3 protein-coding genes are annotated in these 17,603 nt (G+C 48.2%); all 3 read right to left on the minus strand.

Annotation, left to right across the window (positions count from 1 at the left end):
- Nucleotides 1-27: 27 nt before the first annotated feature.
- Complete coding sequence (locus ABR189_RS08820; RefSeq protein WP_354660105.1) at nt 28-14,037, minus strand: T9SS type B sorting domain-containing protein; 14,010 nt, start codon at nt 14,035-14,037, stop codon at nt 28-30.
- Nucleotides 14,038-14,574: 537 nt separating this feature from the next.
- Entirely contained in the window at nt 14,575-15,804 is a 1,230-nt protein-coding gene (locus ABR189_RS08825) for a thioredoxin fold domain-containing protein (protein WP_354660106.1), read from the minus strand.
- A gap of 203 nt (nt 15,805-16,007) precedes the next feature.
- Nucleotides 16,008-17,579 (minus strand): L-serine ammonia-lyase, iron-sulfur-dependent, subunit alpha, encoded by a 1,572-nt coding sequence (locus tag ABR189_RS08830; RefSeq protein WP_354660107.1) that lies wholly within the window; start codon nt 17,577-17,579, stop codon nt 16,008-16,010.
- Nucleotides 17,580-17,603: the final 24 nt, after the last annotated feature.

Genomic DNA, 17,603 nt, shown 5'->3' on the forward strand with positions numbered 1-17,603 from the left:
ATACGCTGATTAAAATTGCAATTAGTTTTATCTCAACAGTTCGATCCATCCTTTATAGGTCTGCTCTCCTGTTGGTGTTTTCAATTTCAGCAGATAGTAATAAGTACCTTCATTTAAGCCCCGGCCATCCCAATCGTTCCGGTAGTTTTTAGATTGGTATACCATATTACCCCAGCGGTTATAGATGAATAAGGAAGAGTTGGGATAACGGGATATATCAATAATCCTGAACTGATCGTTTTTACCATCCCCATTCGGCGTGATCACATTAGGAATAAAAATCGCCTCACCATTCACATTTTCTTCCCGGGTGGTAGCCGTATTATTAGTCAGGTCAGGATCCTTCAGGATGCTTGTTACCGTAGCCGAATTCACCACTATACCATTGGCATTAATACGTGCTGTAAACTTCAACGTAGCGGTTTGCATCGCGGCCAGCTGATCGACTTCCCAGATCAATATCCTGGTAATAGGATCATAGGTGGTGGTACCTGTACTGGTAGTCACACTACCTATCAGCTCCAGAGTATTGCGGAGCGTATCACGCACTACTACTTGCCGGGCGGTATCCGGACCTGCATTATAGATAGTGATCAGGAAGTCTGCCTTTCCACCCACCTGCAGCGGTGTATTGTTCAGCAGTTCTTTTTTGACCTGCAGATCCGCCGCTTTGATCATGAGTATCCCGCGAACTTCTGTTTCTACTTTTTCACTGGTGTTATCTGAAGGATCGATATCCGTAGCGCCTGGTGGCACTGATATAGTAGCCTGGTTGGTAAATTTCCCTTTGCCGGTAGTTTTGCCTTTAACAATAATCCGGATCGTACTACCTGCAGGGAATACGCCCGCTGTTACTTTTACCGTACCGGCATTCACCGTTGTCTGTGCCACCACAGCGCCACCGGTAGCAGCGCTCACCGTAGCCGATGCACCCTGGATATTTGCGGGCAGCACATCTGTGATGACGGCACCATCACCCGCAGCAGGACCATCATTACGGGCAGTGAGGATGTATACAATAGTATCTCCTTCTGAAATGGAAGCCGGGCCGGTTTTATTAATACCCAGGTTCAGGTTCCTGGTAACCCTAGTAGTCACTACAGATTTTATGGTGCTATCTCCCACGGTAGCCGTGGCTTCGTTGGTAATAATTCCGGTAAAGGAAGGATCAATTCTGCCGGCTAATTGGATATTGATCGCATTACCTGCACCCGCCGGAATAATGCCTATTACGTTAATCTCATTCCCAGTACCACTCCTTGGTCCAGTAACGGCTGCGTCACCAATAGCCGTTGCGGTCCAGTTGACACCAGTGAGCATAGCTGGCACGATGTCGCGCATACTGATCCTGCTAATATCGGAAGCACCCGGATCGGACAACACAATCGTATAGTGCAGGCTATCACCTGCGCTGGCTGTTGCAGGCGCGATCTTTTTAATATCGAACAACAGTTGTTTTTGCACTTTAGTCACTACTGTTTCACTGGATATTGCTGTACCATCCGGAGCGTTCAATATGGCCGTGTTCTTTATTTCAGCCGCATTGGTATTAGCATCCACCATTCCGCTAACGGTTATCTGAATATTGTTTTCTGCCCCACCAGGTATATTACCTTCCACGACAACATTATTGCCTGTTCCAGCAGCCTGGCTCGTAATCAGCGCATTACCACCTGCTATAACAGTCCACTTTACATCCGTTAAGGTAGCAGGCACCATGTCTGTTATTTTAACACCATTTGCGTTGGAGGCCCCCTGATTACGGGCAGTGATCACATAGTTAACCACACTGCCTGCGTTGACAACAGCCGGTCCTGCTTTTTCAATCAGTAATATTGGCTTTTGCTGTACAAGGGTGGTTACGCTGGCCGTGTATTCCTTTGCATCAGCAGTTGCTGTTTTCGCGGTATTAGTAAGTGGCCCGGCAAAATCAGCATTAATCACGCCTGTTATAGTGAGCCTTATACTATTTTCATTACCCGCCGGTACATTAGCCAGGAAGGATATCTGATTACCGCTTCCGCTGGTAGGGCTTCCAGCTGCCAATGTAGCTGTTCCCTGCGGTACAATTTCCCAGGTTACCTGTTCCAGAGCAGATGGCGCCGGATCTGTCACTGTAGCGGCCAATAAATCTGATGGACCTGTATTACCTAACACGACCGTATATACGATACTGCTGCCGGCAGTTGCTTTGGGTGGCCCGGATTTAGTGAATATCACACCAGGGGTATTGATAATACTGGTAAGGGCTTTATCCATGGCTACCACTTTTCCTTTAATACTCACTGTAGCCGTATTTTCTATCACTCCGGTTGCAGCTGGTGCAATAGTGCCGGCAATTGTGATCAGGATATTGTGTCCCTGACCAGCTGGTAAATCGGCCGTAATACTGATATTGCGGTTCTGTCCATGATTCAGGCCGTGAATGGTTGCCCCGGTGGCAACTGCCGTCCAACTAACCTCCTGTACAGCATTGGGTACAAGATCCGCGATGTTAATACCAGCTACATTGGATGGCCCATTGTTGGTTACCAGCAGCGTATAATTAATACTGTTACCCGCGGCTATTGTATCTGGAGCAGCCTTGCTGATCTTTATCGCAGCAGCAGCGGTCACCACGGTAACCACCGGTGGCGTGCTTACCGTTGTACCTGTATAGGTGTAGGTTGCTGTATTGGTAATATTTCCGGTATACGAGGCATCTATCGTACCATCCACTGTAATCACCACACTATTGCTGTCGCCTGCCGGCACATCCGCAGTCAGGTCTACATTACCCGGATTATTCACCACATTGCCAGTCCTGATGACCGCATTGCCATACTTAACTGCCGACCAGGAGGTAGCCTTCAATTGTGGAGGTAACAGATCTTTTACGGTAATACCTGCCGCATCAGAAGGTCCGGCATTACGCAGGACAATACTGTAACTGATGCTGCCACCTGCCACTCCTGTACCCGGACCGGATTTAAGCAGCTGTATACCTGTTTTACTGATTACCTGCGTATTGATTTCATTCGAATGGTACGTTTTTCCACCTGTGGTAGCGGTAGCTGCATTTTTCACAACTCCTGTATAAGATGGCAGGAACTGGCCTACCACGGTAATATGAATGACATTACCAGGTCCTGCAGGCACCGATCCGGTGAAGGTTACATTGCCGGTCTGGTTTTGCAGGTTCCCACCGGTAACAACCGCCATACCGGCAGCAGCAGCCGACCAGTTCACCGCGCGGAGCTGTGGCGGTAATATATCACTGATCTGCATATTGACAGCATCTGAAGGACCATCATTATATACATCAATCGTGTAGGCAATATTGCTGCCGGCAGCTGCTGTATCCGGTCCTGATTTAACCATGCGGATACCTGGCATAGTGGTAATGGTAGTCTGTACAGTATCCATCAAAGCAATCCCATTTGCCGGTGTTACTGTTGCTATGTTCTCCATTACACCCGTAGCAGTAGGGTCCACAATACCGTTAACTGTTACCAGTATATTGTTATCCGCTCCAGCCGGTACATCTGCTTTAAAGTTAACATCTCCCGGCTTGTCATGGATCGCGCCACCGGTTATCACCGCGCTGCCATTAGCACTTGCCGACCAGGTAGCATTTTTAATGAATGCTGGCAGCAGATCCGTAATAGTAACACCAGCTGCGGCAGAAGGGCCATTGTTGCTGATATTGATACCATAGCTGATATTATTACCCGCAGCAATCGTTGCAGGACCAGACTTGATGATCGTCAGGCCCGGACGATTCAATACCTCTGTAATGATCTCATTACTGCGGATGATCTGTCCTGCTGCATCTGCGGCTGCCTGGTTCAGTATGGTGCCACTGAATGCAGGATCCGTATGTCCGTTAATCGTAACATTCACGATACCTCCCACCGGAATATCTGCTACTACATTCACGTTACCCGTGCCATTGCCGGTACCTGGATTAGTAATAACAGCATTGGTAGCAGTAGCGCTCCAGGTTACATTACTGATGGCGGCAGCCAGGGTATCCTTAATACTTACCCCGGTAGCATCTGATGGCCCGTTATTACGCAGCTGCAAGGTATAAGTCATATTGGTGCCGGCCTTTACCGCAGCCGGACCTGATTTCACTACAGTGATACCTGGTGCAGCTGTTACTACAGTACTCACCGTAGCACGTGCAGGTTTGGGATCTACCACCCCTGGTGCCGGCATCGCATTGGCAGCATTCACCAATGTGCCGGTAAAGGCCGGATTTACTGTCCCTTTTACGTGAATGGTTACCATACCGGTATTAGCCGGGATATCGGCATTAAGCATAATCCGGTTGCCATTGTCAGCCGCCTGGGATACGGTAGCTCCGCCTTGTCCGGTGGCTGTCCACTTCACATTAGTCACCCCATCCGGCACGGTATCACTCACCAGGGCATTCATTGCATCCGCAGGCCCGGCATTGGTCAGCGTGATCACGTAATCAATCTGCTCTCCTGCATACATGGCTGCCGGCGCTGTTTTATTAATACGCAGGTCTACTGATTTATTCACAGAGGTAACTACCGTACTTGTTTTAACTGAACCCGCAGTAGCAGTAGCCGTATTGGTAATAGTATTGGCAGCATCTGTTTTTACGGTTCCCGTAACCTGAATGGTAATTGTACCGGAATTGTTTCCACCTACCATGCCGGAAAGATTGATCATATTACCTCCGCCACTAGCCGGGGATATAGCCGCATTGCCTGTTGCAACGGCCGTCCACGTTACCCCTGAAATATCAGATGGTATTGCATCTGTCACCGTCAATCCATTGGCATCAGAGATACCATTATTGGTTACCACAATCAGATAGGTGATCTTATCCTTTACATTTACGGTAGCAGGAGCAGATTTAGAAATCTGTAATCCCAGATCTGTATCTATCGTGGTGGTAATACTGCTGGTATTATTAGCAGGCACTGTTTCTTTCACATCAGCAGGTGGCGTAACCGTAGCGGTGTTGACCATGCTGCCACTTGCGCCCGGATCTATCGTACCCTTAACAGTAACCAGGATAGCATTACCCGGGCCACCAGCAATATCTCCCGTCAGGCTAACAGTATTACCAGTGATAACAGGTGATGCAGCAGTGGCATTGCCAGTACTAACAGCCGTAACATTATCTATGCTTACACCTGCCGGCATGACATCCGTGATGACGGCATTATTGACATCTGAAATACCATTATTGGTCACCAATAACTGATAGGTAATATCCTGGCCGGCAGTTCTGTTGGCCGGTCCGGATTTTACAATTACGAGATCCGCTTCCCGGCTTACCGCGGTTACTACCACAGCCTTTACAGGAGGGTTGTTTTCCAATCCTGCCGGCGGTGTGAGTGTTGCCGTATTGCTGATGTTGGTACCATTAGCAGTAGCCGGATCAATCCTGCCATTCACTACAATATCAATGCTGCCACCGGCAGGAATATCTGCAGTAAGCATTACATTGCCGGTACCGGAAGGCGCAGAAACAGTGGTAGCTGCATCATTGGTCGTAGCGGTCCATGTAGCCTGCAGTATTTCTCCAGGAATAATATCTGTAATCGTTGCCCCTTTTACGTTGGAAGGTCCCGTATTACTTACCCCAATAGTATAAGTGATCTTTTCTCCCGCAATGGCCTTGCCCGGACCACTTTTCACTATCCGGACATTGGCATGTCGGCCTACGGTAGTATTTACAGCAGATACCACCGGCATTTGCCCTTCCGCTGTAGCCGAAGCAGTGTTGCTGATGATATCACCTGTGAACGCAGGATCAACGGTACCCGTTACCGTAATATCAATAGTATTACCGGCACCCACCGGAATGTTGCCGGACAGATTAATATTACCAGTGCCATTTCCGTTGCTTACGGTCGCTGCCCCGGTAGCCGTTGCCGTCCAGGATGGTTGCAGGATGACAGGATCTATCACATCGGCAATAATGATATTTCCGGCATCAGACGGACCATTATTCGCGATACGGATCGTATAGCTGATATTATCCCCTGCAAAAATTTTGGAAGGTCCGTTCTTTACTACTTCTATCTGAGAGCGTTTAAACACAGTAGTGGTACTGGTATCTTTCACTGCACGCCGCGGATCTGCCGGAACTGCATGCGCCACATTTATCAGCGGCTGACCGGTATAGGCCGGATCAATACGGCCATGTACCATCACCAATATGGTATTGGCAGGTTGCCCTGCAGGAATATTTGCAGTAACAGCTATTTCATTGCCAGTACCATTTTTACCAGCTGTAACGGTAGCTGTACCATACTCCAATACCTCCCAAGTAACATTTTGAATAGCTGCCGGAACAGTATCGCGGAATTGTATACCAACGGCATCTGAAGGTCCGCTGTTATTTACTTTGATCAGGTAGGTAATGGCGCCCCCTGCCGCATTGTTGGCTGGCCCTGCCTTTACTACGGACAATGCCACCCTGTTAATGACATGGGTCGTTGTCGTATTGGAAGTTACGGCTGGTGCCCCATCCGGTGTTGCTAAGGCAACATTGGGAATATCGCCGGTGAAAGCCGGATCTATGGTACCATTAATGGTAAGGATAATACTATTATTTCCTCCGGCAGGGATGCTTCCAGTAAAGGCAATATTATTGCCGGTGCCACTGCCATTTTGAACAGCTGCATTCCCCGCTGCCGTTGCAGACCATGTCACATTCTTAACGACTCCGGCTACTGCATCTGTTATTGTTACCAGCTTAGCATCCGAAGGCCCCGGGTTGGTTACCACCACTTTGTAGGTAATGTTGCTGCCCGCAGCGAGTGTATCAGGCGCACTTTTCACCAATTGAATACCGGGTTTGTTACCGATATCCGTAATGACAGTATCACTGCGCACGGTATCTTTTGCCTGCATAGCTGCGTTAGCGCTATTCACAAGTTTTCCTTCAAAATCTGCGGCCACCGTTCCTGTGATGTCAATAAAAATGTGATTGGCTGTACCTGCCGGTATATTCGCTGTTACAAAAATATTGTTTCCTGTACCGGTAGCTCCCGTAAGCACCGCCGCATTACCCGACTTACTTGTAGTCCAGCTGGCACCGGTAACCGGTAATGGCAGCACATCCTGTATCCTTACGTCCCTGGCATCAGATAAACCGTAATTGGTTACTACCAGTCTGTAGCGGATTGGCTCACCTGCATTCAACGTAGCAGGACCTGTTTTGATCAGGCTGATTTCAGGGTTATTTTGTACGCTGGTAACTACGCTGCCGGATACCGGCGGCATATTTCCCACACCAGCAGTAGCTACATTCGTGATAGTACCTGCTGCTGCCGGGTCTACCGTCCCTTTTATCATGATCAGCACTTTGCCGGTACCGGCAGGAATGTTGGCAGTAACAATTACATTATTGGTGTTGCCTGTATGGCCGGTATTCACTACAGCCCCACCGGAAGCGGTTGTTGTCCAGTCTGTATGTTGTATCACCGCATCCACCACATCCGTGATATTTACATTCATGGCATCAGAAGGGCCGGCATTAGTGACCTCAATAGTATACTGCAATGCCCCTCCTGCGGAGATGGTAGCTGGGCCTGTTTTACTGATCTGCAATTGCGGCCTGCTGATTACATGCGTAACCACGGTATCCGAATTTGCTATCGGCACACCTGTGATCGCACCTGTTGCAGTATTGGTAATATCACCCGTAAAGCCAGCAGTGATCGTTCCGGTGATCGTCACCAGGATGCTGTTATTTTTTCCTGCGCTGATATTTCCGGTAACATTTACCGTATTATCCGTACCGGTAGCGCCATCCGTTACAGATGCCTGTCCGGTGGCCGCAGCTGTCCAGGTTACATTCGTCAATGTTGCCGGTACAATATCACGGATAACTGCATTTTGCGCATCAGACAAACCTGTATTGCCCACCTTTATAGTATAGGTAAGCTGCTGTCCGGCCACTGCCGTATCCGGCGCACTCTTATCAAGTACCAGTAATGGTTTGCTCGTAACAGTAGTAATCACTTCATTGGAAGGTACCTTAGGATTACCAGCCGTACTGATCACTGCCTGATTATGGATCTTTCCGGTAAATGAAGACGCTATCTGACCTGTTATCTGCAGCAAAATAGCGTTGGTATCTCCTGCCGGGAGATCACCCACCACCGTTAATACCTGATCCGTAATCTGTGCAGTAGTAACTACTGCCTTGCCTGTCACGGTTGCGCTTACCTGCGGGTTTAATATCGCAGCTGCCAGGGTATCTTTTAAAACAGCCTGCAGGGCATTTGACGGACCGGTATTCGTCATTTTCAGCAGGTACAGTATTCTGTCTCCTGCAATAGCAGTAGCCGGCCCATCTTTGGCAACCACCAGATTGTTTTTATTGGTAATCTGCGTAATGACCTCATTGGAAGTAACCGGTTGTTCACCAGGCAGTGTAACAGTAGCCGTATTGCGGATATCACCACTGGCGCCGGGCAGAATGGTACCATTTACCACGATCGTAACCTGGTTATTAGCCCCTGCAGGTATGTTTGCATTTACCAATAGGGCGTTTCCTGTTCCTGCAGCGCCGCTGTTTATCACCGCAGTTCCTGTAGCAGTAGCCATCCAGCTCACATTACTCAAACTGTTGGGACCTACCACATCTGCAATAGCTGCATTGACCGCATCAGACGGCCCTGCATTCGTAACAGTAAGCGTATAGCTGATAGCAGTACCCGCATCTGCTGATGCAGGCCCTGCCTTTACAAGGAGGAGGCCTGCTTTTTGGCGTACTGCTGTTTTATTGGAAGCAGTTACAGCAGCATTTCCGGGTACTTCCGCAGTAGCTTCGTTCAGTAGTGTATCAGTAGCTGCCGGATTTACGGTACCACTGATTTGCACCCTTACTTCATGCGCTGCTCCTGCGGGAATATTCACCGTAGTACTGATATTGTTTCCACTACCATTCGCCGGCGCCCCCGGAGATAAGGTAGCAGCCCCCAATGTGGTTACGGTCCAGGAAACGTTCTGCACATTGGCAGGCACCACATCTTTTAAAGACACCCCGGTAGCATCTGACGGCCCTGCATTGCTCAGTCGCAACTGGTAGCTGATCGGGGTACCAGCTATTACAAAACCTGATGGCGGCCCCTCTTTTACCAGGGTAAGCCCGGTTTTGTTCTGTAGTACCGTGGTGATCGTATTTGAAGCTACAGCAGGCTTTCCGGAGAGTGTAACGGTACCGGTATTACTAAAACTACCGGTTGCTGAAGAAGCGATTGTTCCGGTAATCGTAACCGTAATTTTATGATTACTGCCTGCCGGAATATTAGCAGTGAAGTTGACATCACCATTTCCGTTTAGTACACTGGCCGTAGCACTGCCACTTAATGCCACCGTCCAGGCAGACTGCTGTATCACACCTGGTAAAATATCTTTTACGGCTGCATTCATAACGTCTGAAGGGCCATCATTGGTCAGTACCAGCTGGTAAGTAATACTTTCCCCTGCCACCGCATCTGCCGGCCCTGTTTTAACAAGATTAACAGCTGATTGCGGAGCCGGATTATCGGTATCAGTAGCTGTATTACCGGAAGGGTTTATGTTGGTATATCCCGCAGGAACTGCTACACTGGCTGTATTGGCCAGCGGACCGGTAAATCCTGACGGAATGGACAACGTCAATGTATACACTATCTTACCACCGGCAGGGATATTAAGCGCTTCATTAATAGCACCATTGCCGGATGTATTCTGCAGTACCACATCGGCAGACACCGCTGTCCACGAAGCGGCTGTAATACCAGCCGGAAGCGGATCTTTAAAAGAAGCCCCCATCAGATCAGAAGGACCTTTGTTCTCAATGGTGATCTGGTACAAGGTATTCGTACCTGCTGTATAGGTGGTGGTATTGTCCGTTTTTGTAACTACCACCTCTACCGATTTGGTAACGGGTGTAGTGGTAGTAGCCTTATTAGGTAATGTAGGATCAGTAGTTCCGGAGGGAGGCTGTATCGTTACACTATTAGTTAAGCTGCTACCAGTAAACTGTGGGGTTACATTGCCGGTAACAGTCAGTGTTATAGCGCTTCCGGGCGCCAGTGTAACGCCAGACCATTGTCCATTGGCACTTACATAATTCCCACCGGATGCCTGATAAGCCGTAGCCACGAAACCTGCCGGCAGGGAGTCTGTGACATAAAATATTTCAGCTGGCTGAATAGTGGATGGTCCGTTATTGGTGACCGTGATCGTATAAGTCAGTGTTTGTCCGGCCACTACCGTAGCGGGTGAAGCTGTCTTGGTTACAGACAGATCAATGATAGCCGCCTGTACCGTAATGGTCACGGTGGCCTGTGAGCAGGCCCCCTGACTGTCACATACCTGGTATACATAACTATCTGTACCTGTAAAGCCAGGCGCAGGTGTATAAGTAAATGTGCCATTTTCATTTTGTACTACATTGCCATGCGCCGGTGGCGTAAGCGGTGTAGGCGTTACCTTTAGTGCCTGATTTTCAGGGTCGCTGTCATTATCCAATATATTACCACTTACGGCGACATCCCTGGGAGTATTGTATTGGTCATTCACTGCTACAGGTGGGTTATTGGGTACAGTACCTGTTACGGAAGAGGTATTATTGCCTTCTGCCGGATCCGGTGTATTTACCGGAAAAGCCACGATCCCCATGTTGGAGAGTTCATCCCCTCCTTTGGCAGTAGCTGCTACCTTTCCGGTTACAGTAATCACAATTTTATTACCTGCCGCAAAAGGAATATCGCAGTCTGCCTTTATAACAGGGCCACTTCCGGCAATCGGGCTTACAACCACACCGGCACCAGTTACCGCAGCTATCCAGGACGAGCTTTCCATGAGCGTTGGCAGCACATCCTGTATGCTCGCCCCTGCCACATCTGATGGCCCAAGGTTTTCTACGATCAGTGTATAAGTTAAAGTACTTCCTGTTTTATAAGTATTCCCCGCATCCGATTTGGTGATTTTAAGATCGGCCTGGCGGGTATAGGCCAATACCACGGTATCCACAGCAGGCGGACAATTGCCATTGGAGATCGTCCAGGTGAATGTTCCTGTTGTATTAGGTGATAAGGTAATCGTTGTATTAGGATTATTGGGATCGGCTATCGTACCAGCACCACTGATCAGCAGCCATTTGCCGGTACCACTGGTGGGGCTGTTCGCGTTCATCACAAAAAGCCCGTTGTTATATTTTGTTTGATCAGGCCCAGCATCCGCATCAGAAGGAGGCGCCACTATTACTATCTGCACGGTATCTGCAGTAGTTGCGCAGGCGCCATTCCGGATGGTCCATACCAGCTGATAATTACCGGGTACCAGGTTTTGTAATGCAGTAGACGGATTAGCCGCGTTTACAATCAGGGCAGTATTAGGACCAGCTATCTGCGTCCAGGTGCCGGTACCAGGAGTAGCATTATTACCTGCCAGAGTGGTACTCGTAACATTACAAAGTTGTTGGTCCGGACCTGCATTAGCGTTAGGCCCCGGTGTACTCACATTGATCAGCACGGTATCCTTATTACCTGGACAAATGCCATTACTGGTAGCCCAGGTAAAAGCATAACTACCGGGTACAAGACCGCTCACGACTGTTGTAGCCAGTGTAGCATCTGCCAGCACAACCGTATTAGGCCCGCTTAGCTGGCTCCAGCTACCGGTGCCCACAACCGGCACTTTAGCGGCCATTTGTGTAGTAGTTACATCACATAAGTTTTGGTCCGGGCCTGCCAAAGCAGTACTTGGAAAGGCCAGTACTGTAATCTGTACCGTATCTGTAGTAGCAGCACATCCGCCATTATTGATATTCCATACAAAAGCATAAGTGCCCGTTACCAGGTTACTGACAGTCGTATTGGGAAGTGCCGGATTGGTAAACGCTGCTGTATTAGGGCCGGATGCCTGTACCCAGGTACCTGTACCACTCGCCGGATTATTTGCTGAAAGAGTGGCTGTAGTTACCCCGCATAGTACCTGGTCTGGTCCTGCATTGGATGCCGTAGGTTTATTTCGGATCAGGGTAGTATCCCGGAGGATATTATTGCAGCCACCTCCGGATGGGGCAGCATCACATTCATGGTTGGCATTGGCAGGGATAGCCACTGCAGGATCTGAGGCATCTGCATCCAGATCTGTTGCCGAGCGTAATAACCTGGCTTCAAAGATACCCAGATCGGCTGGCGCGGGTGTAGTAGAGGTAACCTGAAAAACATACGTTGCTGTTCCTCCGCTGCTGAGTGTCACAGAATCGGTATAGCCTGCCGCCCCGGAGCTGCCGGTGCCAAAGGCCGAGGGACCATCCGAGCTGGTTCTGCTCACCAATGTCATGGTATTGACGACGGTAGATAATACAAAATCAAATCTGCCATTTACCGCAGAATCCGGTCCATTATTCCGCACATTCACCTGCACATTAAAGGGAGTATTAATACAAGCCGTTGCAGGCGCTGAGATAGCTACCAGCTGCAGATCCATGTTACGGCGGGTATCTACAACATCCGTGGCTGTATTATTGGCCGTATTGGCTTCAAATTCGTTGGCAACCGTTGCCGTATTGGAAACACTGTCCGGCGCAGCCACCCCTACGGTTACCGGGATATTGATAACAGGATAAGACGCTCCCGGCGCCAATGCATCTGTTCTGGTAGCTGTAATAGTATTACCTGCCTTGCTGAATGTCCAGCCTGTTCCTGTTGGCGTACCCGGGGTCATTCCGGCAGGGATCACATCCGTTACCGTTACCTTACTCACATCGGGTTTGGCATCCACCCCATTATTCTTTACTGTAATCGTATAAGTGCCACTCAATCCTTTACGGAGGTTGCCCGTATGAGATTTGGTGATGGCCAGATCCGGTGCAATAATCTGGGTGCTTACCCGGGAAGTATCATTGGAGGCATCTCCATCTGTAATGCCTGTTGCATCCGGTTCTATATATACGGTATTGGTCAGCGTATTACCCGGAGGTTTCGTGGCTACGGTGCCGGTAACTGTAAAAGTGGCGCTGCTGCTGGCCTCCATATTCAGGGATGCATTTGCCAGGCTGGTACTCGAATACCCCGTGGCGGTATTGCCGGCAAAGCCATCATTGGAAAAAGTAATGTTGGAAATATTAAATCCGTTGGACGGTGTAAAAGCATCTTTTAAAGGCAGCCCTACCAGTGCGGAAGTAGTTTCATTATATACTGTCACTTTATAGGTCAATGCATCCCCTACACGGGCAACTGGTTTATCTACCAGTTTCTGTACGCGGATGTTTCCCGGGGTGGTGATAATCAGGTTACGTACATCATGCCGGTTATACGCCCCGCCCGTAGAAGCCGCAAAACCCAGTTTCAATCTCGCGGGTGGTGGGGACGTAAGTGTAATAGGACCAAATAAGACCGTCAACGCACCTCCCGGTGTGGTGGTGGACTTAACCGTTAAGGTAAATTGCCCTGCACCGGTAGGTAGTATCGTCACCTGTACCCTCCGGTAAAACTGTGCAGGTGTAGGGCGGGTAGCTGTTACAACATCATAATCCAGGGAGGTGCCCACCGAACGCCCACCCAGAAAAATGTAATTAGGAGCCGGACCACGGGCAGAGATATAATCGCGGTATAAAGTACCACAGGAGCCGGATACACCACCATTCTTTCCTTCGCTGCAATTGGCGTAATTACCGTATTCATCAATACCCACCCCTACATAGCCCGACTTTAAGCCGGTGTTGCCTGTAGAGGTAGATTGTGCATATCCCAGACTTCCTCCGGCAGAGCCCAGCTTGAACGTAGTGCTGTTTATCACATCGTCAAACAGGAAGACCGAAAAGCCATCTCCACCACCCAAACTGGGGTTCGACTTCCGCCAGGCCACATACTCAAAATCCATCAGTACCCCTAATGTAGAAGGGAAGCCCTGATTTACAAATGCATACCCTACCTGGTTGCCTTTATCTTCGGTAAGCTGCAGCCATCCATCCCCCACCGGGTCCGTAACACCGGAGGTCAGCTTGGCACCGTTGCCCAACGTAATATTACCGGTGGTATTCCCTTTAAAATTCTCCACAATGGTAAACTGTGCCTGGACTAACACCGGACACAACGCAAGCAATAAACAAATAAGATGGCACCTGTATACAGCAGTCCTGAAAAAACGCGGTGCTATGGAAAAAAGTACGTGTAAATACATACCCATAGACAGTAGGTTTAAATGCATCCGGTAAAGCTTCGGGTAGGGCATAACAATACCACTTACCTGCAAAGCAGGAAATAATTCATTCACATGCTAAATAGAATACAACTCGGAAGTATATAGGTTATGAGGCAAACACTATAAAGGGGGCAGGTTATGAATCCAAAACAGGTTACATCATATAGAAACGTATTGCTTAAATATTAGTTCACTTTTTTAAACTTTTTTTTATGAGGGGCATCTTTGCGGGAGGTATATTACCAGCAGCCGGTCCAAAACCAAACACAACTTTAAATGAGCCCTCCTATTCAAGTATCTAAATGAGGAGGGCTGACCCTAAAAATGGCCAGCCCTCCTTGCGTATCTGATAATATATAGCGCGCATCCCTGCAACTCATCCATTATTTTTTGCTATTCCCAGTACTTATCACCTTTCTTCATTTTCTCCAGTGTCTCTTCATAGTTCTTTCTTTCCTGCTCATTTGCACTCTTCAGCGCTTTTTCTTCCCATGCTATGGCATCTGCCTTTTTACCTGATTTAAACAGCAGGTTCGCATAGGTATCCATAAAAGCCGGTACTTCTTTATCTTTAAAAGAACGTTTGCTCCACTCCAGGGCCTGTTCGATGCATTTCATATCATTACATTTTTCAAAGATGGTCCAGGCATATTCATTCAGCTCCTGCGGATCTGCTTTATGACCATACTTTTTCATATAAGCAATAATATTGGCTACTGCGTTGTCAGCATCTTTCACATAAGAGAAATACTGCACTTTTGTTTTCAGCAACATTTCTTCTGCCAGTTTAGGATATTTTGCCTTGACAGCCTTTTCTAATCCTGCCCAGTCAGGCGCACTTTTATCTTTTTTCATCAGCTTGGGATAGATCTCTTCCTGCGCCGCGATCTCCATAATCTTATTTTCTGCCGCTCCGCTGCCTAATATTTTGTTTACTTTATCCGGATGTTCCAGGAACATTTTAAACCCTACATCCTTGCTGCTATTGGTGAATTTATTAATAAACTCCAGGTTCTCTTTTGTATACAGGTCTTTTTGCTGATCCAGGTATAATTTAGAAAAGGTAGTTGCATTCTTCTGATCATACTTATCTAATGCCAGCAAAGCCAGACTGCGTAAAAATTCAGGATCTTTTTTTCCTTTATTATACTGGTCCAGTTGGGTGTAATATTGTTTCTCTGGCTTTAGTGCATCTGCGCACCTTTCAATAAACGCCTGCGCTTCACCGCCACCTACCTGACGGTCTACGATACTTCCGTCTGGCGCAAAAAAGAGAAAAGTAGGATAAGCACGTACGCTGTATTTTTCTCCTATCATTTTTGCATCAGCATACCACTTTTTCACTTCTTCATTATCCTTGGCGGCTTCGTCCATCTGTACTTTTACGCTGATATATTTGTCGTTCATAAAATTGCCGACTTCTTCCAATGGGAAAATGTTGGCAGACATGTACTTACATGGTCCGCACCAGGTAGTAAAACAATCGATAAAAATGTATTTGTTCTCCGCTTTGGCTTTGGCCTGTATCTCGGCCCAGCTGAGTCCATGTTCAAAATGGATGCCTTTGTCCTGTGCTACCGCAAAGAAAGGTAGCAGTAATGCAAAAAGTAGTGCCTTTTTCATACTGGTTGGTTTGGTTTAGATTGATGATGTTAATTGGGTAACGAAACACTAAATTAAGCTTACTTGACAAAAATACCATCACCATGCCAAGGTTTTTTAGCTAGAAAAGTTGGCCTTAATAGCCGGTCTGTATTCACTTTCCGTTTATCAGCCATTGCCACCCGTCATCACAGGAAAATGGCCCGAAAGGTTTTAATGAGGGGTCAACAACTTTTAAATCCGGCACCTGTATTTAGTTTTTCTTCGAGCGCTTTAGCCGTTTTAGTGATAGAAAGTCCGCCAAGCGTGGTGCACCGCAGCGTGTGGGGAATACTGTCGCCCACCTGTTTCATGGTTTCAATCACCTCATCCAGTGGAATAAGATGGTCGTAATTTGCCAATGCCATATTTGCACAGGATAATGCATTGGTAGCTGCCAGCACATTTTTTCCAAGACAGGGTGCTTCTACCCTGTTGGCAATAGGATCACAGATCATGCCCAGGGAGTTCTGCACAGCTACAGAAGCCGCCGACAAAGACTGCTGCAGGCTGCCTTTTGCCAGCCATACAATTGCAGCAGCGGCCATCCCCGCCCCGGATCCGCACTCTGCCTGACAACCACCCACCTCTGCGGCGAACGTAGCATGAGCGGCAATAAACACGCCAATCATAGCTGCTGCCAGCATAGCCTTTACCTTTTCCTCTTCTGATAACCCCAAGGCTGCAGCGGTACCCAATACTGCTCCCGGCAACGCGCCGCAGGAGCCTGCAGTAGGTGCAGCCACAATAACCCCCATCGAGCTTTTCACTTCCATCATGGCAGATACATACATAATGATCGTATTGAGCACTGCACCATCTACCAGACGCTGGCTTTCCAGCTCCGCTTTAAACTGCACCGACTGGCTACCCAGTAAACGGTCTGTGTATTGTGTACCTTTTAAACCACTGTGTATAGACGTTTCCATAATACGTACAATACGCCGCATCATTTCAAAAACAGTTTCCGGGGCAATATTACCGCGTGCACTTTCATATGCTACTGCCAGCTCCCAAAGTGCCAGTGCCTTTCCCTGATTGTATTCCAGCATCCCTTCACAGGTAATAAAAGGCACCTGCAGATTTTTCCGGGATAATATTGGTAGTACGGGAGCTATCCGCTTTACTGCCGTCACCCCTCCTATGGCGCCTAACTGACGGCAAATATCATCGGGTAAGCGTTCCTGTGATTTGATCTCTATAAAAGATAATCTTCCAGCATGCACTACTATACTATCAAACGGTACTTTGCTTTCAATAACTGATAACAGGCTGGCAGGTGATGCACAATAAATCAGTGTTTCATGAAAATCGCCGGCCATCGTTACTGCGGCCCCGTCAATATCCAATACAGTGATCATGCCCCCGCCCGTAGAGATGGCCGTGAGCTGGTGTGTTTCCCGGCTATTCTGCAGGGTTACCTGGTAAGTATTGGGATGGGTATCCCCTATGTCTGCAATAGTGATACTGATATGAATACCTGCTTTTTCAATAAACTGTTCAGAAGAAGGCAAGCGTTCATCATCTGCCTCCCAGCCAAGAAAACCACCATACAGCCCCATATCGGAACCCTGGCTCTTATGGGTGGTAGCCAGTGAGCCTTCCGGATCAAATACAATAAAAATATCGCTGATATCCCCCTCCATCAGCTCCCGGCAAAAGCGGCCTATTCTTAAAGCTGCGGCACAATGCGAGCTGGAGGGCCCCCGCATAACGGGGCCTATCACATCATTGAATATACTGGGATAGTTTTCCATTTTATTCGTTTTATGAAAGTCTGT

Source organism: Chitinophaga sp. H8, from assembly GCF_040567655.1.
GTDB lineage: Bacteria > Bacteroidota > Bacteroidia > Chitinophagales > Chitinophagaceae > Chitinophaga > Chitinophaga defluvii.